The organism is Aminobacter aminovorans (assembly GCF_900445235.1).
GTDB classification, from domain to species: Bacteria; Pseudomonadota; Alphaproteobacteria; order Rhizobiales; family Rhizobiaceae; genus Aminobacter; species Aminobacter aminovorans.
In genome coordinates this window covers 2528504-2553987 of sequence record NZ_UFSM01000001.1, presented here as the reverse complement: position 1 = coordinate 2553987, position 25484 = coordinate 2528504, and the positions used below count along the sequence as shown (strand labels likewise).

The following is a 25484-nucleotide window of genomic DNA, read 5'->3' as shown; positions in this document are numbered from 1 at the left end:
CTTACGGACGGTTAATCCAGGCCGGCACTTCCTATGCATCAGACCCCTCGGAAGTCCGACCGGCCTCGCCGCCGATACGTTGCCATTCCGGTCCGAACTGGTTGCGGAACCACGTCGATTGCCGCTTCGAATATTGCCGCGTGGCAATCTTGGCGCGATCGATCGCCTCCTCGAAGCTCATCTCGCCGGCCATGGCCGCCGCCAGCTCGCGCACGCCGATCGCCTTCATCGCCGGCAGCTCCGGCGCAAGCCGCATCGCGGTGATCGCCTTGACCTCGTCCAGCGCGCCGGCCTCGATCATCCGGTCGAAGCGCTGGTCGATGCGCTTGATCAGAAGTTCGCGCTCCGGTTCGATGACGATGAAACGCGCCGTGGCAAGGTCGATCAGCGGATGCCCCTTGTCAGCCTGCCATTTCAGGATCGAGCGTCCCGATGCCTCCAACACCTCCAGCGCCCGCACGATGCGCTGGCCGTCGCTGGCCTTCAACCGCATCGCCACCGCGCTGTCGACGTGCATCAGGACGCGGTGCAGCCGCGGCGCGCCTTCCTCGTTGAGACGCCAGCGCCAGCGATCGCGAATTTCGGTGGGAATGTCGGGCATGTCGGAAATGCCCTCGGCCAGTGCCCGGAAATAGAGCCCGGTGCCGCCGACAAAGATCGGCGGCTTTTCGGCAAACAGCCCGCTGTCGGCGACCACGGCGACGTCGCGCAGCCAACTGCCGGTCGAATAGGCGGTCGCCGGCGAAACATGGCCGTAGAGGAAGTGGCGCACACGCGTCAGATCGTCGGCGCTCGGCCGCGCCGTCAGCACGTCGAGCACGCTATAGACCTGCATCGAATCGGCATTGACGATGACGCCACCGTCGCGCTCGGCGAGCTTGAGCGCCAACGCCGACTTGCCGCTGGCAGTCGGCCCGGCTATCAGGGTCGCGTTCTTGATGCGCCCCTCGCTTGTCCCGGAATTTTCGATGCCGCTGATCGCCACGCTCATTTCCCATCCGGACCGCGCTCTGCTGGCTCCGTCCCTTGCCGATAAGGCCTGTCGCGCCCTCGGCGCAAGCGCCATTGTGTGGCTGGCCGAGGCCGTGGCCTGCGACATCGCGCTGCCACAGGGGCTTTCGGCCGAAGACGCGCATGTTGCGCTCGCCGCAGCCGTCGCCGGCGAAGCCCTCGATTTCGCCATCCAGGACAACACCACACGTAGGAAAAAGATCCTCATCGCCGACATGGATTCGACGATGATCGAGCAGGAATGCATCGACGAGCTCGCCGACGAAATCGGCGTCAAGGATCGCGTCGCCGACATCACCGCGCGCTCGATGAACGGCGAGATCGCCTTCGAACCGGCGCTGCGCGAACGCGTCGCCTTGCTCGCCGGCCTCGACGCCTCGGTCATCGACCGCATCATCGACGCCAGGCTGACGCTCACTTCCGGCGGCAAGACGCTGGTCGCCACCATGAAGGCGCATGGGGCCTACACCGCACTTGTCTCCGGCGGCTTCGACGTCTTCACCTCGCGCATCGCCGCCAGGCTCGGCTTCGACGAAAACCGCGCCAACCACCTGATCGAAGCCGACGGCCGCCTCACCGGCAAGGTCTCGGAGCCGATCCTCGGCCGCGCTGCAAAGGCCGATGCGCTGAATGAGATTGCTGCGCGCCTCGGCCTGACGCCAGCCGATGCGATCGCCGTCGGCGACGGCGCCAACGATCTCGACATGATCCGCCTCGCCGGCTCGGGCGTTGCCCTTCACGCCAAGCCGTCGGTGGCCGCCCAGGCAAGAATCCGCATCGACAATTCCGACCTCACCGCCCTGCTCTACCTCCAGGGCTATCGTTCAACCGATTTCGCCGGATGAGACATTCGCAGAATTCGCTCCGGCCCAGAATTCGCTGCTCCGACGCATATGATGCGGTTGTCGAGAACCGGAGCGCAGCGCACGTTCAGCTCTGTGAGCACCGGAAGCGGAGAGAACCACGCCAGATGACAGCGGGAGTGGAATTATAGGAAGGTCTCGATGAAGCAAATCCGCACCCAACGCCTGATCCTGCGCAACTGGGAAGAGCGCGACCGCGCTCTCTTCCACCGCATCAATTCGGACGATCAGGTGATGGCGTTCTTTGGCATGCGTCGCAGCCGCGCAGAGAGCGACGCGCTCTTCGACAAGCTCCGCGGCAACGCCGAGCGCGACGGCTTCGGCTTCGCCGCCGCCGAGATTGCCGACACAGGCGAGTGCATCGGCTTCGTCGGCCTCCTGCGCACGGACCTCGAGCCCTGCATCCCAAGAGGCACTTTGGAAATCGGCTGGCGGCTGGCACCCGAATTCTGGGGCAAGGGCTATGTCACCGAGGCGGCGGAAGCCTGGCTCACCTTTGCCTTCGACACGATCGGCGACGACGAAGTCGTGTCATTCGCCGTGTGGAACAACCACCGCTCGACGGCTGTCATGCGGCGCCTCGGCATGCAGCCCGATCCGTCGCGTGACTTCGATCACCCGCGCGTCCCCGACACCCATCCCGAACTCAGGCGCCACGTCTTCTACAGCCTCAACCGAAACCAGTGGCACGAACGAAAAAAGGCGGCCAACTAGCCGCCTTTTTCTTGTCCTTCAGGCACTTGCCTGAATTTCCTGAATCAGTCCATCCGGATCGTCACGAAGCGCAACTCGCCGGACTTGGACGCCAGCATCAGAAGCGCATTCTTGCGGCCCTGCTCCTTGAGCGCGGCGATGCGGTCCGTCACCTCTTTCGGCGTCGACACCGATTCCTGGGCGATCTCGGTGATCACCTCGCCGGCGACGATGCCGCGTTCGGCAGCCGCCGAATCCTTGGCAACGGCGGTGACGACCGCACCAGACACCTCAGCGGCGATGCCGAACTTGGCGCGCGCGTCGCTGTCGAGTTCGCCGATGGTCATGCCGAGCACGCTTGCGGTGGCCACCTCAGCGCCCTTGTCGGCACCTTCTTCCGGCTTGGCGGCTTCGCCTTCGGCCAGCTTCTCGCCGTCCTCAAGCCGGCCGAGCGTCACCTTGACAGTCTGCTCGACGCCCTTGCGCACGATCACCACGTCGACGGCCTTGCCAACGGGGCTCTCGGCCACGACACGCGGCAGGTCGCGCATCTCGACCACGTCCCTGCCGTCGAACTTGATCACCACGTCGCCGGGCAGGATCTGACCGTTGTCGACCGGGCCGCCCTTGATGATGCCGGCGATCAGCGCGCCCTTTGCGGTGGCCATGCCGAGGCTCTCGGCAATGTCGTCGGTAACAGGCTGGATGCGCACGCCCAGCCAGCCGCGGCGGGTTTCGCCGAACTCGGACAACTGGTTGACCACGCCGACAGCGATCTCCGCCGGGATCGAGAAGCCGATGCCGATCGAGCCACCCGACGGCGAGATGATCGCCGTGTTGATGCCGATGACCTCGCCCTCCATGTTGAACAGCGGTCCGCCCGAATTGCCGCGGTTGATCGCGGCGTCGGTCTGGATGAAGTCGTCATAGGGGCCGGAATTGATGTCGCGATTGCGCGCCGAGATGATGCCGACCGTCACCGTGCCGCCAAGGCCGAACGGGTTGCCGATCGCCATCACCCAGTCGCCGATGCGCATCTTGTCGGAATCGCCGAACTTCACCGCCGTCAGCTTCTTGGCCTTGGGATCGACCTTCAGCACCGCAATGTCGGTCTTGGTGTCGGTGCCGACCAGCTCGGCCTTCAGCTTGGAGCCGTCGGAGAAATTGACCTCGATCTCGTCGGCATCGGCGATGACGTGGTTGTTGGTGACCACGATGCCCTTCTCGGCATCGATGACGAAGCCGGAGCCAAGCGACTGCACCTTCTGCGAGCCGCCATTGTTCTGGCCTTCGCGGTTCTTGAAGAACTCGTCGAAGAAATCCTGGAACGGCGATCCCTCAGGAAGCTGCGGCATCGGAACCGCGTTCTCGTCTTCTCCGCCTTCGCTGCCCTTGACGGTCTGCGACGTCGAGATGTTGACGACGGCGCCCAGCAGGCCCTCGGCGAGATTGGCAACAGACTCAGGACCCTGCGCCAGCGCGGGCGTAACGAAGGACGGCGCGACCGCGGCACCGATCATCAGCGCCGTGGTGGCGGCCAGAGAGGCCTTTCGCATGGCGCGCAAAAGGGGCGTGGAAATCATAAGGGAAGCCTCCCGGGGCTGTCATGGCATTGATCGCGCCGGGCCGTCCGAACGCGAAGCGTCATGATGGAAACAAATAAGGCCTGTTTGCGACCATTGCTACGGGCACAGGATAAATCGTCCGTTATCCCCTGACGAGCCAGACGATGCCGACACCGATGACGATGGCGGCAAGACCGACTGCCCGGAGCACCGTCTCGGGCATTTCGGCCGCCTGCGCGGCCATCTTCTTGGCCGCGGCAGGAAAGCCGCCATAGACCAGGCCCTCGATGACGAGGACCAGGCCCATGGCGACGATAAAGTCCCGCACTGCTTAGTTGCTGGCTGCGGGAGCGGCCGTACCGGCGGCAGGCGCCGGCGTTGCCTTGTTGCTGTCGGGGTTGCGGAAGTAGCGGAAGAATTCCGATTCCGGCGACAGCACCATTGTCGTGCCGTCGGCATTCAGCGCGGTGCCGTAGGCGCTCATCGAACGGTAGAAGTCGAAGAACTCGGGATCCCGGTTGAACGCATCGGCGAACACGGCGGAGCGCTGGGCTTCGCCTTCACCGCGCAGGATTTCCGATTCCTTCTGCGCTTCGGCGACGATCTCGACCACTTCGCGGTCGGCGCGGGCGCGGATGCGCTGTGCCGCTTCGCGGCCGCGTGCCCTCAGCCTTTCGGCCTCGGCCAGACGTTCGGCCTTCATACGGTCGAAGGTCTGCTGCGACACTTCCTGAGTAAGATCCGTACGACGGATGCGAACGTCCTGGATTTCGAGGCCGAGCGAAGTTGCATCAGGCTGCAGCTGGTCGCGAACCTCGCGCATCATTGCCGCGCGCTCTTCCGAGAGTGCGGATTCGAAGCCGCGCACGCCGTAGACCCGGCGCAAGGCCGCATCGAAGCGGGTGCGCAGGCGCTGTTCGGCCAGTTCCACGCTACCCGACACCGTCGAGCGGAACTTGCGGGCATCGTTGATGCGATAGGCGATGAAGGCATCGACGTCATAGAACTTGCCGCCCGAGACCTGAACGCGGATGTCGTCGAGGTCGAGGCGCATGACGCGATCCTCGATGATCTGGACGTTGTCGGCTTCGAACATCGAGAACGGCGCCTTGAAGTAGATGCCGGGGTCTGTCTTGACGTCGACGATCTCGCCGAAACGCAGCACGATTGCCTGCTGGCGCTCGTTGACCACGAAAATCGACGACCAGATCAGGAACAGGATGATAGCGGCGAGAACGCCGATGAGGGGAAGACGATTGGACATCAGTTGCCTCCCGCCGCCGGAGCGCGCTTCTGCAATTCAGGCAGCGGCAGATAGGGCACGACACCCTGACCGTTGCCTTGCTCGACGATCACCTTGCCGGAGCCCTGAAGCACCTTTTCCATCGTTTCGAGATAGAGGCGCTTGCGGGTCACGTCGGGCGCCTTGGCATATTCATTGTAGACCGAGATGAAGCGCTGGGCTTCACCTTCAGCTTCCTGGACGACACGGTTCTTGTAGGCTGCCGCGTCTTCGCGGACCTGAGCCGCTTCACCGCGCGCCTGACCGAGCTTCTGGTTCGAATACTGGTTGGATTCCTCGACGAAGCGGTCTTCGTCCTGCTCGGCGCGCTGCACCTCGTCGAACGCGTCTGCCACCTCGCGCGGCGGTGCCGCGTCCTCGATCGAAATCGCATTGACCGAAAGGCCCGCGCCGTAGTCGTCGAGCGTCGCCTGGATGATGTCGCGCACGCCGGCTGCAATGCCCTGACGGTCATCGCGGAAGATGTCTTGCGCCGGACGGCGGCCAACCACTTCGCGCATCGCGCTTTCGGCGATCTGACGAACCATGATGTCGGGTTCGGAGACGTTGAACAGATAGGCTTGCGGGTTCGAGACCTGGTAGGCGACGGAGAATTTTACGTCGACGATGTTCTGGTCGCCGGAAAGCATCAAGCCCGACGACGTATTGCCGCGGACTTCGCCGATATCGACCAGCTTTTCAGCCGTATTGACCTTTTCGACCGTCTCGATCGGCCACCAGTGGAAGTGCAGGCCGGGCTGCGACAGTTCCTGCTTCGGCTTGCCGAAACGCAACTCGACCGCCAGCTCGTCGGGCTGCACCGTATAGATCGACTGGAACGCCCAGAAGGCGATCAGGCCGGCCCCGATGAGGCCGAACAACACGCCTGTCGAACCGCCGCCACCGGGCAGCGCCCGCTTCAGCTTGTCCTGGCCCCGGCGAATGATGTCCTCGAGATCGGGAGGCGAACCTTGCGGTCCGCTTGGACGTGGTCCCTGCCCCCAGGGGCCACCGCCGCCATTATTGCCGCCGCCGCCACCCCAAGGGCCACCGCCGCCGCCTCCACTTTGATTGTTCCAGGGCATGAATGTCCTTTCGACTACGAAACCATGACAGCCGCGCCTGAGACGGCCGCGCAATTACTGACACCATCTATAGGGATGCGGGCAAGCGCTTTCAACGCGATGGCCCTGAAGTGCCTAGGATTCCACTACATATGTATGAAACCACTCCCTCAATGCACGTCGTGGCGCTTTTCGTAAACGGTATAGCGTGTCGCATGGCTGTCTTTTTCGCCGGCAGGGAAATCTTCGAAGCGAGTCACGGCCCAGATGTCCGGATCGATCGCGGGAAAGCGCGTGTCGCCGTCGGGCGATGCCATCACATGGGTGACATGCAGCCGGTCGGCCAGCGGCAACGCCTGGCGGTAGATCTCGCCACCGCCGATCACACAGATTTCTGTGACGCCAGGCATACAGCGGCCCTTGGCGGTGCCAAGCGTGATGGCGTCTTCCAGCGAATGCACAACCTCGGCACCTTCGGCGCGAAAGCCCCTGTCGCGGGTAACGATGATGTTCAGCCGCCCCGGCAACGGACGTTTGGGAAAACTCTCATAGGTCTTGCGTCCCATAATGATCGGCTTGCCCATGGTGTCGGCCTTGAAGCGTTTGAGATCGCTCGACAGCTTCCACGGCAGGCCGTTTTCACGGCCGATGACACTGTTTTCGGCTATCGCCACGTAGATCGCCAGATCCATCTGCCGCCGCTTCCTTTCCCTCGACCTTCGACGGAGCGCTCAATCCTCGCGCCCCAAAGGCATCTCAATCTTGTCCGCGAAGAGCAGGCAGGTGGACGCCCGGCCTCACACCGCGATCGGCGCGCGGATCGTGGCGTCGGCGACGTAGTTCTCAAGTCTGAAATCCTCGAAGCGGAAGGCAAACAGGTCCTTCACTTCGGGATTGATCCACATCGTCGGCAGCGTCTTGGGCGTGCGCGTCAGTTGCTCGCGCGCCTGGTCGAAATGGTTGTGATAGATATGCGCGTCGCCAAGCGTGTGGACGAAGTCGCCCGGCTTGAGCCCGGTCACCTGCGCCACCATCATCGTCAGGAGCGCATAGGAGGCGATGTTGAACGGCACGCCGAGAAAGATGTCGGCAGAGCGCTGGTAGAGCTGGCACGACAGCTTGCCGTCGGAGACATAAAACTGGAACAGGCAGTGGCATGGCGGCAGCGCCATTGCATCGACCTCTTCCGGGTTCCATGCCGATACGATCAGCCGGCGCGAATTGGGGTTCTTGCGGATCTGGTTGAGCAGCAGCGCGATCTGGTCGATCTCGCCGCCGTCGCGCGTCGGCCACGAACGCCATTGCTTGCCGTAGACCGGGCCGAGATCGCCATTCTCGTCGGCCCATTCGTCCCAGATCGAAACCCCGTTGTCGTTGAGGTATTTGATGTTGGTGTCGCCGGCGAGGAACCACAACAGCTCGTGGATGATCGACTTCAGATGCAGCTTCTTGGTGGTGACGACAGGAAAGCCGTGCGCCAGGTCGAAGCGCAGCTGATGACCGAAGACCGAGCGCGTACCGGTGCCGGTACGGTCGCCGCGGTCGCTGCCGTTTTCAAGAACATGGCTGAGAAGGTCGAGATACTGGCGCATCGGTGGGGCTCGATTCGGAGGGCCTTCGATCATAGCGGACCAAGGCCATCAGAGCCAACGAAAGCACAGCGTGCCTGCCCGCACCGCACAGCTAATGCCTGAAATACCAACGCCGGGCCTCAGCCCGGCGCGGGGATGATCGAGCTCTACTGGTGTCTAGAGCGCGCCGAGTTTGCCCAGCTCCTTGGCCACCAGGTAATAGAAGGTAACGCGATTCTTGGTGTTGTCGGCCGACATCGCCTTGCAGACCTTCTCCAGCGCCCCGTCCGCCTTCTTCGCGTCCTCGACGCCGAGCTTCTTGGCAATCCAGCCGGCTTTGACGCGATCGAGTTCCTTGGTGTCGGTGCACGAGACCAGCGAAGAATCGCGGTTGCGGAGCGCGATGCCCAGATGCTTGACGATCTTGGTCACCACCTCTTCCTTGGCGCCCGCGTCGTACTTCTTCACGTCTGCAAGATAGTCGGCCATGTGAATTCCCCTCGTCGACGAATTGATCTCATCTCCCGCGGGGGCCCGGCTTAGACCGGTTCAGGTACAATCACGGCATCCCCAGCGGGGCGAAGCTTCGGTTCGCGCATCGCGCGAGTCAACCCTGCCTATTCGCGTGGCCTCATAAATCTGTTGCGAATGGCTGTTAGGACTTGCGGTTCCCGCCTTCCATTTCTCTGCAGGCCTCCCTATATTGGGTTTGTCAGCTTGACTGACTATGGCGATAAACTGCCGATGAAATAAGCCATTCGGACCCGGGGGCGGTACCCGGCGCCTCCACCAAAAGTCGTCGCACGGTCGAAAGACGGTTTTTGCTGGGGGCGAAATAGGATCGACGAGGGTGTAAAGATCGGACTTTTGCCCGGCATTGTACCACCGTTATCGGGCTAGACTTGTAGTTGCAAACGACAACTATGCGGAAGCACGTCTCGCAGCGTAAGCTGTGCGATAGCTTCAAATTAAGCCCTAGAGGTTCGCACTTCTAGGCGGGGTTCGGAGGTACCTGGCAACAGAAACCTCCACTTCTCCCCCTTCCAATATCCCCAAGATATTCCGCCGGCCGCCGCCGGTTTGCCGTTGCCTGGCTTTATGCCCGGAGCGCGTTCATCCGAATGGATGCTTCAACGACGCTCTGGCCAATCCCAGGCATCGTCGACTCGCCGTAGCCGGTCCCGCTTTATCCGGAGACCTCCCATGTCCCACAAATCCAACCGCTTCTTCGTGCTCACCGGCGGCCCCGGTTCAGGCAAGACGACCTTGATTGAATGCCTCTCGGCCGCCGGCTACGCCACCTCGGTCGAGGCCGGGCGCGGCATCATCCGCGATCAGCTGGCGATTTCGGGCACCGCCCTGCCCTGGCACGACCGCGCGCTGTTCGCCGAGCTCATGCTGTCATGGGAAATGCGCTCGCATGCCATTGCTGAAGCCACGCCCGGCTCCGTTTTCTTCGACCGCGGCGTTCCCGATGTCATCGGTTATCTCAGGCTTGCAGGCCTTGAAGTGCCGGCGCATGTCGAACAGGCCGCCCGCGAATTCCGCTACAATCGCAGGGTGTTCATCCTGCCGCATTGGCCCGAGATCTTCGCGCAGGACAGCGAGCGAAGGCAGGACGAAAATGAGGCGCGGCGCACCCATGCCAGCATGGTCGCGACCTACACCGCCTGCGGCTACGATCTCGTCGAGATCCCCAAGGCCTCGGTCAAGGACCGGCTGGCCTTCATTCAAGACAACGCCCGTCAGGCCTGACGAATCACGCCGCATTCGAAAGTTGCAGTCCTTCGGCGAAGGTACGGTTGCGGCCGGCGCGCTTGGCGGCATAAAGGACCTTGTCGGCGCGGCCGATGGCGTCCCAGAGGCTCTCCCCGGCATGCAGCTTGGCGATACCGAAGCTGCACGTCACCGCAAAATCATCGGGCATGCCGGCAAAACGCACGCTCGCGATCTCGCGGCGCAGCGTTTCGACCAGGCCAAAGGCATCGTCGACCGGTGCGTCCTTCAGCACGATGACGAATTCTTCGCCCCCGGTGCGCGCCGCAATGTCGGCCGCCCGCAGCTTCGACCTGATGACCCCGGCAACGCCCGACAGCACGATGTCGCCGGCGGCATGGCCGAAGCTGTCATTGATCGCCTTGAACCGGTCGATGTCGCAGGCAACGATGCTCAAGGGCTTGCCCACGCCCTTTACGAACAGGCGCTGGGTCTTGCCCTGCAAGCCGCGACGATTAAGCAGGCCGGTCAGCGGGTCGCTGTCGCGCTCGGCCTTCAGCGCCAGGATGACATCGGCACAGGCAACGACCACCAAGGCAAGCCCCATCGCCACGCCCAGCACCGACATGGCGAACTGTGCCCAGACCCAGAAAGCCGACTGGAAGAAGGCGTCGACATCGTCGGTCGGAACCGAACCGCCGGTCAGCAAGGTGCGACCGACGAAGGTCGCCCCCAGGCCCAGCAGCAGCCACAACATGACCCGGTCGACGATATTGCCACGTACGAGATGCCTAAGCTTCCATGCGCCGCTCAGCAGAATTCCGCCCATGCCGAAATTGAGGACATAGACGCGAACCGTGAGATCGTTCTGAATGTAGTAGAAGCACGCCAGGATGACGACGATGCCGCCAAACCACGCCGCTTGCTCGGCCCGCGCCATCGATTGCCCCGAGCGTAGCAACACGCCCTGAACAAGCAGCAGCGGTGCCGCCGAATAGAGCGCGGCGCACACGATGGTGTTGTAGCCGATATCAGCCGGCCACAAGGCGAACTGCACCACGGTTGCGGCACTGATCGTCAGGAATGCCAGCGCAAACAACAGCAAGTGCCGGCGACGGCGCTCAAGCAGCCAGATGCAGAGGAATGTCGCCGCAAACAACAGCAGCAAGGCAGATGGAATGAATTGCAAGATTTTCTACAGCCTCGAGCGTTTCGGCTCTACTTCCGGTGATCTTCGCAACGACTTACCGGCCGAGGGTAAACAAACGATATCGAGGCTGTGCGAAGCGACGGCAACCGCCGCCAGGCTTGCGTCGCGATGGCGTGAAACGAGGCCGGACGCATGCCCGGCCTCGGCAAGAACTCATTCAGCCGGCGCTTCGACGGCCACTTCACGCCTGCGGCCAAGCGTCACCTGCGCCAGCACGAAGGCGATGACGGCGGAGATGGTGATGCCGAACACCATCGGCAGCGGCGTGCCGTCGAAGAACAGACCGGCCACGGCCATGGCGACAGCGCCGGTGGCAAAGTGCAGCGTGCCCATCAGTGCCGAGGCGGTTCCCGCGATTTCACCATGCTCTTCCATCGCCAGCACCGAGGTCGTCGGGATGACGAGGCCAAGAAAGCCGTAGCCGATGAAGAGCAGCACGGCCAGCACGTCGAGACGGTCGACGCCGGTGGCGAACACCGCCAGCAGGATGACCATCATCGTGGCATAGCCGACTACCGCCACCCGCACCACCCGCTGCAGCCCGAAGCGCTCGGTCAGCAGTCCGGTCAGCTGCGACATGCCGATGAAGGCCACCGCGTTGATCGAGAAGAACACGCTGTAGACCGACGGCGACAGGCCATAATGGTCGATCAGGATGAACGACGAGTTGGCGAGGTAGACGAAGAAGCTGGCAATGCCGAAGCCGCCGATGAAGGTCAGGCCAAGGAAGTTCCGGTCGCCAAGCAGGAAGCGATAGCCGCTGAGCGCGCTGCCGACCGAGCTTTCGGCGCGATGCTCGGCAGGGCGCGTTTCCTTGAGCGACGTCGACAGCAGCACCAGCGCAAGCACCGCTGCGGCAGTCACCACCCAGAACACGGCGCGCCAGCCGAAGCCTTCGATGACAAGCGAACCGGTCAGCGGCGCAAGAATAGGCGACACCGAAAACACCAGCATCAGGAGCGACATCAGCCGGGCGGCTTCAGTACCGGTATGCAGGTCTCGCACGATGGCGCGCGGTACCACCATGCCGGCCGAGGCACCCAGGCCCTGGACGACGCGGAAGAAGATGAGCCATTCGATGTTGGGCGCGAGTGCCGCCCCCACGCCGCCAATGGCAAACAGCACAAGGCCGATATAGAGCGGCGCCTTGCGGCCGATCATGTCGGAGATCGGGCCGACGACGATCTGCGCCAGACCCATGGCCAGGAAGAAGACGAGCAGGCTCATCTGCACGGCGGCAGTACCGGCATTGAGATCGGCGCCGATCGTCGGCAAAGCGGGAAGATACATGTCGATGGCGAACGGGCCAATGGCCGACAAAAGGCCGAGCACGACCGCTACGCGGAGAAATTGGGGTGTCATGATGTGATTCTTTCGGATCGGGTTTCCGCCGTGCAACCACGGCGACGTGTAATCCAAGGACGTTTGGCAACACGAGATCTCGACTCCTCCCGAACCGAAATCTGTATTGCGTCCACTTTTTTAGACAGGCTTGTCCAAATCGTCAATCACCTGTATATAAAAATTCCATGACACCTGCCATCGCTCCTGACATTGCGGTCGCCCGCAGCCACACCGCCAAGCGCCTCTCGGTCCTCGATGCCGCGGCGCGCGTCTTCTGCCGCGAGGGCTTTGCCGGCGCCAATATCGACCTGATCGCTGCCGAAGCCGGCGTGTCGCGCCAGACCGTATACAATCACCATGGCGATAAGGAGAACCTGCTGGTCGCGGTAGTCCGGGAAATCACCGAACGCATCAACGCGGGCGTGTTCGAAACGCTGGCCACCTTCCCCGACAAGCCGGTCGACCTCGAGGCCGAACTCGTCGAGTTCGCCGTGCGGCTCAACCAGAACTGCATGTGCAACCGCGACGGCAAGTTCCTGCGCAAGCTTTTGCAGACCGAGGGCGAACGCTACCCGGATCTGTTTGCCGGCTGGCGCGAGCATGGCCCGGCCAAGACCTGGGCGGCACTTGCCGCGCGATTCGCCCGCCTCGCCCTCTCCGGCTGGCTCGATCTTGACGATCCCGACGTCGCCGCACGCCAGTTCCTGGCCCTCGTCAATGCCGACCTGCAGATGGCGTTGATCTTCGGCGACACCGTTTCGGAAGCGCAGTTGCGCACCGCCGCAACCAACGCGGTGCGCTGTTTCCTGCGCGCTTATGGCAAGCCTCGCCCGGCATAATTCGGACTGGACGGGCGTCCATTTCAGCCACCGGCTTTCGGCTGTGTGCCGGTTGGAATTCCAATCCTCAAATACGGCGCTATATCCGGTTTACGCCGGCCTCAAGCTTGATTACAGGTAGGGAGACGATTCAATCGGACCCGCATCTACATATGGCCGAAGACCAGATCCGCTACGACATTCTCGCTCAGGAGGCACTGCGTGGCGTCATGCGCAAGGTCCTGGCGGAAGTCGCGCGCACAGGCCTGCCGGGCAACCACCATTTTTTCATCACCTTCATGACCGGCGCGCCGGGCGTGCGCATTTCGTCGCGCCTGCATGAGCGTTATCCCGAGCAGATGACGATCGTGATCCAGTTCCAGTATTGGGACCTCAAGGTCACCGACACCGGCTTCGAGGTTGGCCTTTCCTTTTCCGACGTGCCGGAAAAGCTCGAGATCCCCTTCTCAGCGGTGCGTGGCTTCTACGATCCTTCGGTCAACTTCGAACTCGAATTCGAGGTCAAGGCCGAGGCAGCCGCTGCCCCGGAAGAGGTTGCCGCCAAGCCCGAGCCGATCGCCGTGGTCAAGCCTGCCGAGCGCAAGCCCGCGCCCAAGAAGAAGACCGCCGAGAAGGAAGTCGCGGAAGAACCTGCTCACGGCAAGGGTGCCGACGTCGTCTCGCTCGACGCTTTCCGCAAGAAGTAACCAAGGCGAGGTCGCATGGCCGACATCGTCAATCTTCGCCAGTTCAAGAAGCAGAAGGCGCGGACCGAGCGCGAAGCGCTTGCCGATCGCAACCGTGCCCTGCACGGCCGCAGCAAGGCCGAGAAGCAGCGCGACCAGCTGACGTCGGAACGCGCCGACAAATTCGTCGACGACCATCGCCGTGAGCGCGATCCCGAGAAATCCGACCGGTGAGCCTTGTCGAAAAACGCTCGGTGACGATCCGTGGCCACCGCACCAGCTATTCGCTCGAAAAACCCTTCTACGACGACCTGCTGGCCATATCGGCGGCGCGCGACATGACGCTTGCAGCACTGGTCGCCGAAGTCGATGCGCAGCGACCGCGCGACGCAAATCTCTCTTCGGCACTCAGGCTGTTTGTGCTCGAGCAAGCCAAGCGCACCGCCAACCCTCTCTGAAGCGCGCCTGCTCCATCCGGCTCGACCCCAATGTCCGCGCCAAGCGACTACTGGCTACTGGCTCTGCAGCGACTTGAAGAAATCGTCGAGGCTGAGCGGCTCGAGTTTTTTCTTCACCGGCACCTCGGCGGGTGCGGGTGATACCGGGGTGGCGTCAACGGGCGCTTCCATCGGCCGGACTTCCGGCAACGGCGCCCGCTCAACCTCCGCGGCGGGCTTTGGCTTCGCAGCTTCAGCCTCCAGCCTGGCCTTCTGCTCGGCCTCGAGCCGAACCTTCTCTTCCGCCGCCTGGCGTGCCTTCTCAGCTTCCTGGCGTGCTTTTTCCCGTTCCGCCTCGGATTGGGCCTTCGCAGCGGCTTCGCCGGCGCGTTTTTCTTCCTCGGCGCGCAAGCGTTCCGCTTCGGCCCTTGCCTTGGCTTCCTCTTCGGCTTTCAGCCTTTCGGCCTCGGCTTTCGCCTTGGCCTCCTCCTCGGCCCTGACCCGCGCTTCCTCGGCCAGCCGCGCCTCTTCGGCGATGCGCTCGCGCTCGGCCTGGAGCGCTGCGAAATAACGCGTCTCGCGCCGCAGCCGCTGCTTTTCCAGCAGGACCGCCTGCATCGCCTCGACGCGAGCCTGCTCCTTTTCCAGCGCGCGCTGCGTCAGGAACTGCGCCATCGGCGCGCTGTCGAGCAGCTTGACGGTTGCTCCCGGCTCGCCGTCGATCTGGAAGTTCATCGCCGGCTCCGAGCCGACCAGCTCTTCCTTGCCAGGCGCGTAGGCGATCGAGCCACTGGCAGCGACGACACCGTCATTGAGGTCGGCACGAAGGTCGGCATTCAGCGTCGCCGCAGGGTTCTTCAGTGTCAGCGGCGGCGCCCGCAGGATGCCGCTGGCAATGGTGAAGGCGATGTCCGCCTTCCCTGCGGTGAAGCTGCCCTGGCTGGTCAGGTCGGGCGCGAATTCGGCGACACGCGCCGCATTGATGTCGCGGCCCAGCGCGTCGGCCTTGGCGATCAGCGACGCGAAGGCGTCGGGATTGAGGCCGGGCAAGACAAGCCCGTCGATGTCTGCCGTGCCCGAACCGGACAGCGAGGCGACAAGGCCCTCGACCGATTTACCGCTGCCCGAAAGCGTCGCCGAGAAATTGCCCTTGCCGCCGATCTCGCCGGCCACGGGGATAGCTGTGACATCGGCGCCGTCGAGCTTCAGCTGGCCTGAAATGAAGGCCGTGCCATCGTTGTTCTTGAGCTCGACGAGGCCACCAAGGTCGCCACCGAACAGCTTGGCCTTGATGTTGGAAAGCCTGAGCGCCTGGCTGTCGACCTGCAATGCAAGCACAGCGTCATTGGCGGTCGCCAGCGGTTCGGCCAAAAGCGTGCCGGCAATGATTTCGAGGTCGGCGCTGAAGGGCGCAATCGGTTTTGGCGCAAATGCCGCCGTCGGCCACGCGCCGTTGCCGCCTTCCAGCGCCGCGACGCCCAGGGTCATTTCGGCGAACGGCCTGAGATCGAGCTCGTCGAGCGTCAGCGAACCACTGAGATGCGGCGCGCCCTCACCCATCTCGGCCTTGAGATTACCGACCACAGCCCCTTGATTGACGGTGCCGTCCAGCCTGTCGAGAACAAGAACGCCATCGGCAAGGCTGGCATCGGCGGCAAGTTCCACCTCAGTGCCGGTCCCCATGCCAGGCAGGCTCACGCCCGAGGTCATCAGCCACGGCTCCAGGTCGGCCGCCTGCAGTGTCGCCCGGCCCTTCAGGCTGGCCAAGCCGTCGCGCAAGGCCGCGGTGCCGGTGAAGCCGGCCGACGCCTCCTCGCCCTTCAGCCTCGCTATCACATCGAGGCCGTTCTGCACGGCGCCTTTCGCGGTCAGCGCCAATTCACCCGGACCGGTCATGCCGAGCGGTAGCACCGGCAGGCCGGCCAGCGCCAGCAGGCTGGTGGCATCCTCGTTGCGGGCAGAGAATTCGAGTTTGAGCTGCGAGCTGGCAAGAGCGCCTGATATCGCCTGCGCCGAAAGCGTCGCCAGAAGATCGGAACCGCCGGCCTCGCCCTGCCCGCTGAGAGCAATGCCCGTCGTCTTGTCGCCATTGTCGACGGCACTGGCGACGAAATCGATGCGCGCGTCTGCAAGCAGGCCGGGATAGGCCGCAGCACGGGTTGCCAACCCGTTCAGCAGCTTGTTCTCGGGCGCCTGCTGCGCGGCCAGCGCAATCAGTGGCGCGAGGTCGACTGCGACCACCGAGGCGTCGAGATTTCCCGTCGGCGCCTTGGGAAAATCCTTGATCCGCCCGGTGGCGCTGAGCGAGGCGCCAGCCAGGCCCCCGACCGACAGTTTGTCGATCTCCAGCACGCCCTCGCGCAGCCTGAGCGCGGTGTCGACAGTTTCGGCGTCCAGGCCGGCGAAATTCACCGGCCCGGCCTTCACCGCGAGGTCGAGGTCGGCATCATTGAAGCGGTTGGCGCCCTGGTCGGTGACGAACAGCGAAGCAAAGGCGCGCAAACCATCGAGGTCGAGCTCGCCGCCATCGAGCTTCATCGTGACCGACGCCCGCGCGTCGTCGGGCAGCATGCTGTCCAGTTCGCCGGTGAACTTGGCCTTGCCGAGGATCAGCTCGACAGCGTCGAATGTCTGCTGTTCGCGTGTCAGCCTGACCTTGGCCTTGAAGCCCGCCGCCGGCAGCTTGCGCACCGCCTCGTCGACATCCTTGGCCACCCAGGCGGCGAAGCCCGAAGGCTGGCCCACCGCCAGCAGCATCTGACCATCGAAGCCGAGCGTGTTTTCTGTGCGCAGGAAGCCGTCAGCCTCGAGCCGCGTGCGGCCGGGAAGCGTCGCGGCCATCGACTTCAGCTTCCACCCACCCTCGCCCGGTTCCGCCGAAAGCTTGACGTCGCGAACCGTGGTGTCGCCGGCAACCACCGCCGGCAGGTCGACATCGACGGTGCCCGGGATCGAAGGCCGCGGCAGCTCGACCAGCACTTTTTCGAGTGCGGTCAGGCGCTGCGCGATCGAGAAGCCCGGACCACCCGCCTTTTCGCCGCCCACCGCCTCGTCGAAGCGCACCTGGGCGCCGTTCGCGGTGATCATGAAATGGGGTGCCGTGCCCAGGTCGATCTCGGCGGTGCCGTCAGCTGTATAGGGGTCGTCCAGCGGCCCGCTTTCGAAACGGAACTCCTCGACGCCGAGCTTGGCATGGTTGAGGGCGAATTTGCCCTTCAGGCGAAAGCCCGGCTCGACAGGCTTCGCTGGCGGCTTGGGCTGCTGGCCATCCTTGGCTGTCGGCGCTTCGGTCGCCTCGACGACACTGAAGCCGCCGGAATAGAGCGCCCTACCCTTGTCCATCGAGGCATTGCCGTCGCTTTCCAGCACGAAGCCGTAGCGTTCCGGCGCGGCGCGCACCCTGAGCCGCATCTGGCCGCTAGGATCGACAGAGCCGGTCGAGGCCGACAGCTGCGTCTTCATGCCGTCGATGCGCAGCGAGCCGTCGACCCGCCACGGACCGGACAGCGACCTCGCCGACACCGAGGTATTGATCTCCGACAGCAGGTGGTCGCGTCCGCTCGCCGCATGGCGCAGCCGCACCTGTCCCTCGGTGATGGTCAGCTTTTCGATCGAGATCTGCTTGGCATCGAATGGCGCCGACGGGCGGATGGCCCAGTCGACGACGCCGTCGGCGGCGACGTCGATGATCGCCTTAGGCCGCACCAGCCGCATGTCGTAGATCAGGAACTCGCCGCTCAACAGCGGCGCAAGCTCCGCATCCATCGAGAATGTCTCGACGGTCATCGCATTGTTGCCGCCGGCGCCGCCGCCGACGATCACATCGGAGAAGGTCACCGAGGGAAACGGCAGGATGCGCGCCGTAACCTCGCCCTGCACCGAAACCTTGCGGCCGAGTATGGCGCTGGCTTCGCGCTCGAAGTCGGCCTTATAGCCCGACCAGTCGATAAAATACGGCCCCACCAGCGCCGCACACAGCGCCAGCACGAACAGTCCACCGAATATGACAAACAGGCGAGCGAGCATTGCCTCTGGGCAAATCTTTCATGCGTCCCAGGCGACTAAGCGCAGGAGCGTGGTCATTTGGTGGCATGTTGGGCTGTGCGCTGCAGCACGTCAACGCCACGCGCGCCCTGTCCCGTGAAAAACGGTCACGCCCGTCAGCCCGGTTTTCCTCACCGGTCGCTGCAAGCAACCAGATGAAGGCGCCAAGATTCAGGTCAGGCCGCGCCGAACATGATGGAGAACGAGAACCGGCGCGCAGCGTATGTTCGGCCACGTGCGTTCCGGGAAGCGCAGCTATCCGCCATTGCAGTCGGCCGCACCTGAGCCTGTCTACCTGGCGTCGCGCTTGGCCTGGGCCACAGCCGCCGCCTTGCGCAGGCGCCCCCGCTCCATCGGCCTGGCTAAGCTCTTGACCTTGGCGTTCTCCACAGCGCGCATGCCGAGATGCGCCTGCCGCGTGTTGAAATCGGCGCCGCGTGCCGGCTTCTTTTCCTTGGCGAGCGCCAAGGCATGGCGCGCATTCTCGACAAGATCGATGCGCGCCGCCAGCTGCCGCCTACGCTCATGCTCGCCATTGAGCCTGCGCATGCTCATCGCCAGCACGCCGAGCTTTGCCTTGGTGCCATGATCCTTGGTCGCCGGCTGCACGCCCTTGGCTGCTGCCTTGCCGCGCATCTCGCGGCGCTGGCGATTGGCCTCGCCCTGCGCCCGGTCACGCCGTTCGCGCACCGCCTTCAACAGGTCGCGCAGTTCGGCATCTGAGAGATCCTGCACCGCCGGATGGTGCGAATTCTGCACCAGCTTCCACTCGTCTTCGCTGAGAGCTCGCTCTTCCTGCTTCCTGGAAACCGCCATGTTCTGGTCCTCGCCTGTCACAGTCCGGTTGCCCAAATGCTCGCCAACAAGTCATGGGCGACCGGACTGTCCGCCCGAACCAGGGCGGGGTCAAGCCGGCTATGCCGGACGGCGCATCCGGATCACCTCCTGAGGTCGCCCGTCGTCATCGGCGTCGCGCCTGGACGTCTCGACGAATCCAAGTTTGCGGTAGAAGCCGACAGCCATCTCGTTCTCGGCGTAGACTTCCAGCTCGAGCGTGCCCTTCAGCGCCAAGGCGTGCAGCACCAGCGCCTTGCCTAGCCCGTGGCCATGTGCTGCGGGGGCGACGAACAGGCCACCGATGAAGTCTTCGATCAGGCCGATGAAACCGGCTGGCTCGCCGTCGAGCTCGACCACCCAATTCTCGGCCTGCGGCAGGTAGATCTCGCGGACCCTGCCTTGCTGCTCCAGCAGCTCGGCCTCGGACATGAACGGATGGCCGATGCGCGAAGCCTCGAGCCAGATGTGAGCCAGTCGATCGCAGTCGGCGGCGGAATAGGCGCGGATCGTCGCGCCGTGAGCGTGTGTCATGGGATTGTCCCTGGAATTTTTGCGTATGGAGAAAGGCGCACATGCGCCCACACAGAGCGCCGCGCCTCCGAACGGAGAGGACGCTCTGCAACCAAAAATGTTGACCTTTCGGCCCCGTCAGCACCTTGGCCGACGCTTCAGCGATGGAAGTCTCTACGCATAAAATTCCTGGTTGGACGGCGCCGCAGTAGCAGCGCCGGCCACGCCTCGTCAATGCCTCGACGCCTACTCTGCCGCCGGCAACACCTTGCCAGGATTGAGAATATTCAGCGGGTCGAGTGCGGCCTTGATCGCCCGCATCACCTGGACGCCATGGCCGTGCTCGCGCTCCATCAGCCCCATCTTGCCCTGGCCTATGCCATGCTCGCCGGTCGAGGTGCCATCCATCGCGATCGCCCGTTCGGCCAGCCGCTTGACGAATTCCTCCGCCCTGCCGATGTCGGCGGGGTCGTTCGGGTCCATCAGCACCAGCGTATGGAAATTGCCGTCGCCGACATGGCCGACGATCGGCGCAATCAGCCCCAGCCGCGCGATGTCGGCCTCGGTCTGGGCGATGCATTCGGCCAGACGGGAGATCGGCACGCAGGCATCGGTCGACAGCGCCCGTGCGCCCGGCTTCAGTGTCTGCGACGCCCAATAGGCATCATGGCGCGCCTTCCACAACTTCGCTCGCTCTTCCGCTACCTTGGTCCACAGGAACGGCCCGCCGCCATATTCGGCCGCGATCTCGCCAAAGCTCTCCGCCTGCTCGGCAACACTGGCGTCGGAACCGTGGAACTCGAGAAACAGGCACGGACTCTCGGGATAATCGAGTTTGGAATAGATCTTCATCGCCCGCATCTGCAGCGCGTTGACCAGTTCGATCCGCGCCACCGGAATGCCCATCTGGATGGTGGTGATGACGGCCTGACACGCTGCCTCGACCGTCGGAAACGGGCAGACGCCGCCCGAAATCGCCTGCGGAATGCCCTGCAGCCTCAGCGTCACCTCGGTGATGATGCCGAGCGTGCCTTCCGAACCGACCAGAAGCCGCGTCAGATCATAGCCGGCCGAACTTTTCCTGGCACGGTGCGAGGTCACGACCTCGCTGCCGTCGGCCATGACGGCACGCAACGACAGCACGTTCTCGCGCATCGTGCCGTAGCGCACCGCATTGGTGCCCGAGGCGCGCGTCGCCGCCATCCCGCCAAGGCTGGCGTTGGCCCCGGGATCGATCGGGAAGAACAGGCCGGTGTCGCGCAGATAATTGTTCAGCGCCTCGCGCGTCACACCCGCCTCAACGGTGCAGTCGAGATCGTCGGCATTGACCGACACCACCTTGTCCATGCGCGAGGTATCGAGCGAAATGCCGCCCGCCGGCGCATTCACATGGCCCTCGAGCGAGGTGCCGGTGCCGAAGGCGATGACCGGCACGCGATGCGCGGCACAGACCCGCACCACATCCTGCACATCAGCGGTGCTTTCGGCGAACACCACGCCATCGGGCGCCTGATTGGGTAGATAAGTGGTGGTGTGGCCATGCTGCTCGCGGATCGACTGACCGGTCTGGAAGCGCTCGCCGAACTGCTGTTTGAGGATGCCGAGCGCAGCAGCGATTCCCGCCTCGTTCCGGGCCATCGCCTTCAGGTCGCTCAGAGCCATGTTTTCCTCCGCGTTTGGAACAGCCTGGCGCCTTGCCGGCACCTTATGCTCCGGTAATCTGCCAGCCCTGTCAGTTTGTCCAGCGCCACCGTGCATGACCCCGAAAATCGGGATTTTCGGAAAGGATCATGCACTAACCTAGGTTTAACAGCGTCCTTTGCGCGTCCTGACGGACCCGCGGCGCTTTAAGGTCGAAGAGGATCGTCCATGTCTGCACCGTTCGTCTCGAGCGTCATGGAGGTCGAGAAAGCCTGGCTCGACTATAACGGCCACATGAACATGGCCTATTACAATGTGCTGTTCGACCGCGGTGGTGAAGAAGCGCTCGACCTGCTTGGGCTGGGCGCGGCTTACGCCCGCGACCGCAAGCTCACCACCTACACCGCAGAGATCCATGTCTGTTACGTCAGGGAGCTGCATCTGGGCGACAAGGTCACCGCCACCTTCCACCTGCTCGACCACGACGAAAAGCGTTTCCGCGTCTTCCAGGAACTGCATCATGTCGAAGGCTGGCTGTCGGCAACGTCGGAGACGCTGTCGCTCCATGTCGACATGAACGGCCCGAAGGTCGCTCCCTTCCCCGCAGACATCATGGCAGGCCTCGATGCCATGCGCGCGGCGCACGCCGCATTGCCCATGCCCGAGCGCGCCGGCCGCTCGATCGGCATCAAGCGCAAGCCCACATAGTGGCTTCTGGGCGGGCGCGAGCCCACATAGTGGCTTCCCCCGCGGGCGCAAGCCCGCATAGTGGCATCAGAGCCACAGGCGGTTAACCTTACCTGTTTATAACCTTCGCCTCAGCCTGAGGTTCGTTGATCGCCTCTCTCTGCCCTCCGACAATCCCACCAAGCGAAGTTGAGTCGCGGCGGCGGGCACCGGACGGCTTGAGGCAAGGCATGCACACTGACATCGAAGCAACGGCCAACAAGCTCGCCTGCGACCCTCGCATCAGCGACTATGATTTCTGGCGTTCGCTTCGCAACATCAACAACGAGCTTTTCGAGATCGCCAACAACAACCGGCCGATCCCGATCGAGATGCTGCGCTGGCGCGTCATCCTGCGCCAGGCCCGCTCCAAGCGCGGCGTGGCCTGAAGCCCTACGCCGACCTTTCCCAAATCTTAAATTTTCGTCAGGTGCCGCGGCCTCGATAGTGCCGCCACAATCGGGGCCAAGCTAACCCTCGCTGGCCTCGCCATGCTTGCAGCGTCTTCGCCGAACCGATCGGCGATCCACTGGCGCATTCCGATGCCTCCCATGAGCACGCATCAAGCCGGAACGAGTGGTTCGTTTCGGGAGGGCGTAGCTGTGTCCCAAAAGGAGGACGAGACGATGATCCTGCCCAGACCTGTTCTTGCCCAGGCATTCGGCCTGACCGGGGCCGCCTTGCTGGCGCTGGCCACGCCCGGCTTCGCTGCTAACGCGACAGCGACGCAATCGACGACCAAGGCCTGCAGCCAGCAGTATCAGGCCGCCAAGACGGCCAACACCCTGAACGGCGAGAAGTGGCCGCAATTCCTGTCCAAATGCAGCACAGCGATGAACAACACCGCGACACCGGCAACGGTGCCTGCCGCCAAGGCCAAGCAGGCGTCTGCGCTGGCGCCCGCCAACACCAACTCCAATACGACCAAAAGCACCAGGACCGCGGCCGTCTCAGGCACAACAGTCGGCCACCAGACCACACAGCAGATCTGCAGTTCGCAATATCAGGCGGCAAAGGCAGCCGGCACGCTCAACGGCCAGAAATGGCCGGCCTTCCTTTCGAGCTGCAGCGCCAGCATCAAGAACGACAATGAAGACGCGAGCGCCGCTCCGCCCGAACCGAGCCTCGCCTCGGCCAAACCGGCGATGACGGCGACATCGGCCGATGGCAAGCCGCTGACGGCGGGCGAGGTCGCCTTCCGCCAGCGCATTCATGAGTGCTCGACCGAATGGCAGAGCGAAAAGCAGGCCGGCACCATGCCGTCAGGCGCCAAGTGGCCGCAGTTCTGGAGCCAGTGCAACACCAAGCTGAAGGCCCAGGGTTGAGGAGCGCCGAGCGATGAATGTACAAGACATCGTCAACACCGTCTCGTCGCGGCTGAAGCTCGATCCGGCGGTCGCCGAAAAGGCCGTCGGCACCATCTTCTCGGTGCTCGAGCATGAGTCCGGCGGCGTCGCCAGCGCCGGCATCTTCACCAGGATCGCCGGCGCCGGCGAACTCGCCCACAGCTACGACGTGATGGCCGGCTCGGACGACAGCGGCGGCCTCGTCGGTTCGCTGACCTCGCTGCTCGGCGCCTCGTTCGGCGAAAAGGCCGGCGCCATGGTCAACGGAATCGCGCAACTGCGTTCGCTCGGCCTCGACATGACCCAGATCGAGCAGGCCGGCGAAACGCTGCTGCTCGAAGCCAGGGGTGCAGCCGGCCCCCAAGCCGTCAGCGGACTTGTCGACGCAGTGCCGGCGCTGAAGGGGCATTTCGGGCTTTAGGGGTTGATCCCGAACGGAGCCAGTCGGATCAATGTTCCGGCACCAGGCCGCTCAGCAGAAAAGCCCGCGCCGTCAGGCGCGGGCTTTTCGTAGATCAGATTGCAAGCGTCGTTGTCGCCGCCCTCGGTTCAGGCGAGCTTTTCCTTGAAGAAGCCGACGGTCCGCCCCCAGGCGAGTTCCGCCGCCGCCTTGTCGTAGCGGGCTTCCGAGGTGTCATTGTTGAAGGCGTGCTGGGCGCCGTCATAGATGAACAGCTGGAACTCCTTGCCGGCCTTCTCCAGTGCCGCCTTGTAGGCGTCGATGCCGGCATTGATGCGGTCGTCCTTGCCGGCATAATGCAGCATCAAGGCTGCCTTGATCTTGGCGATATCGGCCTCGTCCTTTGGCTGGGAGCCATAATAGGCAACGCCGGCGGCCAGATCGGGCGCGTTGACGGCAAGTGCGTTGACGGTTCCGCCGCCCCAGCAGAAGCCCATGGCGCCGACCTTGCCATTGCCGCTCTCATTCCCCTTCAGGAACGCCACCGTGGCGACGCCATTTGCGACCGTCTGCGCCACATCGAGTTGGCCGAACATCTCGCGCGCCTTTTCCTCGTCCGCTGGCGTGCCGCCAAGCGGCGACAGATAGTCGGGCGCCAGCGCCACGAAGCCTTCCAGTGCGACCCGCCGCGCCACGTCGCGGATATGCGGGTTGAGGCCGCGGTTCTCATGAATGACGATGACCGTCGGCAGCTTGCCTGTGGCGTCGGCCGGACGGACGAGATAGCCCTTCATGTCTCCCCCGCCGCCGGGATAGGTGATGTCCTCGGTCTTCAGCCGCTTGTCGTCGTCGGCGACGATCGCCGCCCGCGCCTGGTTGGCCGTAAGCAACGGCACGATCGCCGCCGCGGCAGCGCCTGAGCCGGCAAGCCTGGTCAGCTTCTCCATGAAGCCGCGCCGGTCGAGTGTAATGTGGGTGTATTCGTCATAGGCGTCGATCATCGCCTGGGTAATGGCAGGTCGTGTCATCTCTCGCTCCCTGTCTGGTTCCGAGGCCGGGAGTTTAACGTATGCAAATGTAGTTGGTTTCACTGTTGCGTGATCGCCGCGGCCACGAAAAAGCGCCCGCGCGTGGTCGGCGCGGGCGCTTCGACAAGCGCTCAATCCTGGCTTTCCATGAAGCGGATGCGGTTGCCGAACGGGTCGATCACCTGGCACTCCAGCCCCCAGTCCTGCTGCTCCAGGCCCGGGCGGTTGTACTTGTAGTTCTTGGCAATCAGCCCCTTCTGGAAGGCCTCGACGCCCTTCATGTAGCAGACAGCCGTCGCACCCGGGCTGGCGTCGCCCGAATGCTCGGACAGATGCAGCTTCAGCCCACCGCGCGACACCTGGCAATAGAGCGGTGCGCCGGGGTGGAAGCGATGCTCCCAGTCGAAAGTGCAGTCGAGGAACCCCTCGTAAAAGCCCCTCGCCTTGTCCTCGTCGAAGATGCGGAAGATCGGCACCGGCTGGGTGAAACTCACCGCACCGGCTGTCGGATCCTCTGACTTGTCGAGCTTGCTCGACAGGATGTTCCAGGTCTCCAAGCCGAATTGCCTGGCGACGATCTCGAGCGCCTCGCTGTGGCTGAGCTCAAGGTTTTTCTGGGCAAGCGCCTCGCGCATGGCTTTCGCCATCGCCTTTGCGTCACGATAGGTTCGCATGATCTTCCGATCCTCTGG

At 63.8% G+C, this 25484-nt stretch carries 27 protein-coding genes and 1 other RNA gene; 12 read left to right on the top strand and 16 right to left on the bottom strand.

Features of this window, described 5'->3' with window-relative positions; genetic code table 11:
* Window positions 1-31: 31 nt before the first annotated feature.
* Window positions 32-979: a tRNA (adenosine(37)-N6)-dimethylallyltransferase MiaA gene (gene miaA, locus DY201_RS12435; protein WP_165916048.1), complete on the bottom strand. Its 948-nt coding sequence runs from the start codon at window positions 977-979 to the stop codon at window positions 32-34.
* Here miaA and serB point away from each other — a divergent pair.
* Both serB and DY201_RS12425 read left to right on the top strand, forming a co-directional pair.
* A complete protein-coding gene (serB, locus tag DY201_RS12430) occupies window positions 969-1856 on the top strand; it encodes a phosphoserine phosphatase SerB (RefSeq protein WP_115733753.1) in 888 nt (295 codons plus the stop codon). The two genes, miaA and serB, sit on opposite strands and share 11 nt — an antisense overlap.
* Before the next feature lie 159 nt (window positions 1857-2015).
* Entirely contained in the window at window positions 2016-2588 is a 573-nt protein-coding gene (locus tag DY201_RS12425) for a GNAT family N-acetyltransferase (protein ID WP_115731467.1), read from the top strand.
* Window positions 2589-2632: 44 nt separating this feature from the next.
* Here DY201_RS12425 and DY201_RS12420 read toward each other — a convergent pair whose 3' ends face one another.
* The 7 genes from DY201_RS12420 to DY201_RS12390 form a co-directional block, all read right to left on the bottom strand.
* Window positions 2633-4150, bottom strand: a complete 1518-nt coding sequence (locus tag DY201_RS12420; RefSeq protein WP_115731466.1) for a DegQ family serine endoprotease — start codon at window positions 4148-4150, stop codon at window positions 2633-2635.
* Between the two features lie 124 nt (window positions 4151-4274).
* Window positions 4275-4460, bottom strand: a complete 186-nt coding sequence (locus DY201_RS12415; RefSeq protein WP_115731465.1) for a DUF2065 domain-containing protein — start codon at window positions 4458-4460, stop codon at window positions 4275-4277.
* A gap of 3 nt (window positions 4461-4463) precedes the next feature.
* Window positions 4464-5396, bottom strand: a complete 933-nt coding sequence (gene hflC / locus DY201_RS12410) for a protease modulator HflC (RefSeq protein ID WP_115731464.1) — start codon at window positions 5394-5396, stop codon at window positions 4464-4466.
* Window positions 5396-6499 (bottom strand): FtsH protease activity modulator HflK, encoded by a 1104-nt coding sequence (gene hflK, locus DY201_RS12405; RefSeq protein WP_115731463.1) that lies wholly within the window; start codon window positions 6497-6499, stop codon window positions 5396-5398. Before hflK ends, hflC begins: the two co-directional genes overlap by 1 nt.
* Before the next feature lie 149 nt (window positions 6500-6648).
* Window positions 6649-7170 (bottom strand): dihydrofolate reductase, encoded by a 522-nt coding sequence (locus tag DY201_RS12400; RefSeq protein WP_115731462.1) that lies wholly within the window; start codon window positions 7168-7170, stop codon window positions 6649-6651.
* Between the two features lie 105 nt (window positions 7171-7275).
* Entirely contained in the window at window positions 7276-8070 is a 795-nt protein-coding gene (locus DY201_RS12395) for a thymidylate synthase (protein ID WP_115731461.1), read from the bottom strand.
* Window positions 8071-8226: 156 nt separating this feature from the next.
* Window positions 8227-8538, bottom strand: coding sequence for a DUF2853 family protein (locus DY201_RS12390; protein WP_115731460.1), 312 nt, complete (start codon window positions 8536-8538; stop codon window positions 8227-8229).
* A 183-nt stretch (window positions 8539-8721) separates the two neighbouring features.
* Between DY201_RS12390 and ssrA the strand changes: the two genes are divergently transcribed.
* Together ssrA and DY201_RS12380 are read left to right on the top strand one after the other, a co-directional pair.
* Window positions 8722-9082, top strand: a transfer-messenger RNA (tmRNA) gene (gene ssrA, locus DY201_RS12385).
* A gap of 170 nt (window positions 9083-9252) precedes the next feature.
* A complete protein-coding gene (locus DY201_RS12380; protein WP_115731459.1) occupies window positions 9253-9804 on the top strand; it encodes an AAA family ATPase in 552 nt (183 codons plus the stop codon).
* Between the two features lie 4 nt (window positions 9805-9808).
* Here DY201_RS12380 and DY201_RS12375 read toward each other — a convergent pair whose 3' ends face one another.
* The gene (locus DY201_RS12375) at window positions 9809-10954 is read right to left on the bottom strand and encodes a GGDEF domain-containing protein (RefSeq protein WP_131922430.1); all 1146 of its coding nucleotides are present in this window, start codon (window positions 10952-10954) and stop codon (window positions 9809-9811) included.
* 174 nt (window positions 10955-11128) lie between these two features.
* Window positions 11129-12337: a multidrug effflux MFS transporter gene (locus tag DY201_RS12370; RefSeq protein WP_115731457.1), complete on the bottom strand. Its 1209-nt coding sequence runs from the start codon at window positions 12335-12337 to the stop codon at window positions 11129-11131.
* A 167-nt stretch (window positions 12338-12504) separates the two neighbouring features.
* Between DY201_RS12370 and DY201_RS12365 the strand changes: the two genes are divergently transcribed.
* The 4 genes from DY201_RS12365 to DY201_RS12350 all read left to right on the top strand — a co-directional run bounded on the left by DY201_RS12365 (window position 12505) and on the right by DY201_RS12350 (window position 14281).
* Complete coding sequence (locus DY201_RS12365; RefSeq protein WP_115731456.1) at window positions 12505-13158, top strand: TetR/AcrR family transcriptional regulator; 654 nt, start codon at window positions 12505-12507, stop codon at window positions 13156-13158.
* 152 nt (window positions 13159-13310) lie between these two features.
* Window positions 13311-13844, top strand: a complete 534-nt coding sequence (locus DY201_RS12360; RefSeq protein WP_115731455.1) for an SspB family protein — start codon at window positions 13311-13313, stop codon at window positions 13842-13844.
* A gap of 15 nt (window positions 13845-13859) precedes the next feature.
* A complete protein-coding gene (locus tag DY201_RS12355) occupies window positions 13860-14057 on the top strand; it encodes a DUF4169 family protein (protein ID WP_115731454.1) in 198 nt (65 codons plus the stop codon).
* Window positions 14054-14281 (top strand): ribbon-helix-helix domain-containing protein, encoded by a 228-nt coding sequence (locus DY201_RS12350; RefSeq protein WP_115731453.1) that lies wholly within the window; start codon window positions 14054-14056, stop codon window positions 14279-14281. Before DY201_RS12355 ends, DY201_RS12350 begins: the two co-directional genes overlap by 4 nt.
* A gap of 54 nt (window positions 14282-14335) precedes the next feature.
* Here the strand turns inward: DY201_RS12350 and DY201_RS12345 are convergent, their stop codons facing one another.
* From DY201_RS12345 to DY201_RS12330, 4 genes are all read right to left on the bottom strand, one after another.
* A complete protein-coding gene (locus tag DY201_RS12345) occupies window positions 14336-18286 on the bottom strand; it encodes an AsmA family protein (protein WP_115731452.1) in 3951 nt (1316 codons plus the stop codon).
* 309 nt (window positions 18287-18595) lie between these two features.
* A complete protein-coding gene (locus tag DY201_RS12340; protein ID WP_115733752.1) occupies window positions 18596-19120 on the bottom strand; it encodes a hypothetical protein in 525 nt (174 codons plus the stop codon).
* A gap of 99 nt (window positions 19121-19219) precedes the next feature.
* The gene (locus DY201_RS12335; protein WP_115731451.1) at window positions 19220-19672 is read right to left on the bottom strand and encodes a GNAT family N-acetyltransferase; all 453 of its coding nucleotides are present in this window, start codon (window positions 19670-19672) and stop codon (window positions 19220-19222) included.
* 225 nt (window positions 19673-19897) lie between these two features.
* The gene (locus DY201_RS12330) at window positions 19898-21313 is read right to left on the bottom strand and encodes an FAD-binding oxidoreductase (protein WP_115731450.1); all 1416 of its coding nucleotides are present in this window, start codon (window positions 21311-21313) and stop codon (window positions 19898-19900) included.
* 207 nt (window positions 21314-21520) lie between these two features.
* On the opposite strand from DY201_RS12330, the gene DY201_RS12325 reads away from it, so the two are divergent.
* The 4 genes from DY201_RS12325 to DY201_RS12310 all read left to right on the top strand — a co-directional run bounded on the left by DY201_RS12325 (window position 21521) and on the right by DY201_RS12310 (window position 23785).
* Window positions 21521-22000 carry a thioesterase family protein gene (locus DY201_RS12325; RefSeq protein ID WP_165916045.1) on the top strand — a complete coding sequence of 160 codons (480 nt, stop codon included), beginning with the start codon at window positions 21521-21523 and terminating at the stop codon, window positions 21998-22000.
* Between the two features lie 209 nt (window positions 22001-22209).
* Window positions 22210-22407 carry a hypothetical protein gene (locus DY201_RS12320; RefSeq protein WP_067960475.1) on the top strand — a complete coding sequence of 66 codons (198 nt, stop codon included), beginning with the start codon at window positions 22210-22212 and terminating at the stop codon, window positions 22405-22407.
* Window positions 22408-22620: 213 nt separating this feature from the next.
* Window positions 22621-23343 (top strand): hypothetical protein, encoded by a 723-nt coding sequence (locus DY201_RS12315; RefSeq protein ID WP_131922432.1) that lies wholly within the window; start codon window positions 22621-22623, stop codon window positions 23341-23343.
* Between the two features lie 13 nt (window positions 23344-23356).
* Window positions 23357-23785: a hypothetical protein gene (locus DY201_RS12310; RefSeq protein WP_115731448.1), complete on the top strand. Its 429-nt coding sequence runs from the start codon at window positions 23357-23359 to the stop codon at window positions 23783-23785.
* A gap of 128 nt (window positions 23786-23913) precedes the next feature.
* Here the strand turns inward: DY201_RS12310 and DY201_RS12305 are convergent, their stop codons facing one another.
* A complete protein-coding gene (locus DY201_RS12305) occupies window positions 23914-24792 on the bottom strand; it encodes a dienelactone hydrolase family protein (RefSeq protein ID WP_115731447.1) in 879 nt (292 codons plus the stop codon).
* A gap of 131 nt (window positions 24793-24923) precedes the next feature.
* The gene (locus tag DY201_RS12300) at window positions 24924-25466 is read right to left on the bottom strand and encodes a glyoxalase superfamily protein (RefSeq protein ID WP_115731446.1); all 543 of its coding nucleotides are present in this window, start codon (window positions 25464-25466) and stop codon (window positions 24924-24926) included.
* Between the last annotated feature and the right edge of the window lie 18 nt (window positions 25467-25484).

Bases quoted from the DNA above. Each gene is read 5' to 3' on its own strand.
- serB (WP_115733753.1), top strand. From the start codon at position 969: ATGCCGCTGATCGCCACGCTCATTTCCCATCCGGACCGCGCTCTGCTG.
- DY201_RS12425 (WP_115731467.1), top strand. From the start codon at position 2,016: ATGAAGCAAATCCGCACCCAACGCCTGATCCTGCGCAACTGGGAAGAG.
- DY201_RS12420 (WP_115731466.1), bottom strand. From the start codon at position 4,150: ATGATTTCCACGCCCCTTTTGCGCGCCATGCGAAAGGCCTCTCTGGCC.
- hflC (WP_115731464.1), bottom strand. From the start codon at position 5,396: ATGTCCAATCGTCTTCCCCTCATCGGCGTTCTCGCCGCTATCATCCTG.
- hflK (WP_115731463.1), bottom strand. From the start codon at position 6,499: ATGCCCTGGAACAATCAAAGTGGAGGCGGCGGCGGTGGCCCTTGGGGT.
- DY201_RS12400 (WP_115731462.1), bottom strand. From the start codon at position 7,170: ATGGATCTGGCGATCTACGTGGCGATAGCCGAAAACAGTGTCATCGGC.
- DY201_RS12395 (WP_115731461.1), bottom strand. From the start codon at position 8,070: ATGCGCCAGTATCTCGACCTTCTCAGCCATGTTCTTGAAAACGGCAGC.
- DY201_RS12390 (WP_115731460.1), bottom strand. From the start codon at position 8,538: ATGGCCGACTATCTTGCAGACGTGAAGAAGTACGACGCGGGCGCCAAG.
- DY201_RS12380 (WP_115731459.1), top strand. From the start codon at position 9,253: ATGTCCCACAAATCCAACCGCTTCTTCGTGCTCACCGGCGGCCCCGGT.
- DY201_RS12370 (WP_115731457.1), bottom strand. From the start codon at position 12,337: ATGACACCCCAATTTCTCCGCGTAGCGGTCGTGCTCGGCCTTTTGTCG.
- DY201_RS12365 (WP_115731456.1), top strand. From the start codon at position 12,505: ATGACACCTGCCATCGCTCCTGACATTGCGGTCGCCCGCAGCCACACC.
- DY201_RS12360 (WP_115731455.1), top strand. From the start codon at position 13,311: ATGGCCGAAGACCAGATCCGCTACGACATTCTCGCTCAGGAGGCACTG.
- DY201_RS12355 (WP_115731454.1), top strand. From the start codon at position 13,860: ATGGCCGACATCGTCAATCTTCGCCAGTTCAAGAAGCAGAAGGCGCGG.
- DY201_RS12345 (WP_115731452.1), bottom strand. From the start codon at position 18,286: ATGCTCGCTCGCCTGTTTGTCATATTCGGTGGACTGTTCGTGCTGGCG.
- DY201_RS12340 (WP_115733752.1), bottom strand. From the start codon at position 19,120: ATGGCGGTTTCCAGGAAGCAGGAAGAGCGAGCTCTCAGCGAAGACGAG.
- DY201_RS12335 (WP_115731451.1), bottom strand. From the start codon at position 19,672: ATGACACACGCTCACGGCGCGACGATCCGCGCCTATTCCGCCGCCGAC.
- DY201_RS12330 (WP_115731450.1), bottom strand. From the start codon at position 21,313: ATGGCTCTGAGCGACCTGAAGGCGATGGCCCGGAACGAGGCGGGAATC.
- DY201_RS12325 (WP_165916045.1), top strand. From the start codon at position 21,521: ATGTCTGCACCGTTCGTCTCGAGCGTCATGGAGGTCGAGAAAGCCTGG.
- DY201_RS12320 (WP_067960475.1), top strand. From the start codon at position 22,210: ATGCACACTGACATCGAAGCAACGGCCAACAAGCTCGCCTGCGACCCT.
- DY201_RS12310 (WP_115731448.1), top strand. From the start codon at position 23,357: ATGAATGTACAAGACATCGTCAACACCGTCTCGTCGCGGCTGAAGCTC.
- DY201_RS12305 (WP_115731447.1), bottom strand. From the start codon at position 24,792: ATGACACGACCTGCCATTACCCAGGCGATGATCGACGCCTATGACGAA.
- DY201_RS12300 (WP_115731446.1), bottom strand. From the start codon at position 25,466: ATGCGAACCTATCGTGACGCAAAGGCGATGGCGAAAGCCATGCGCGAG.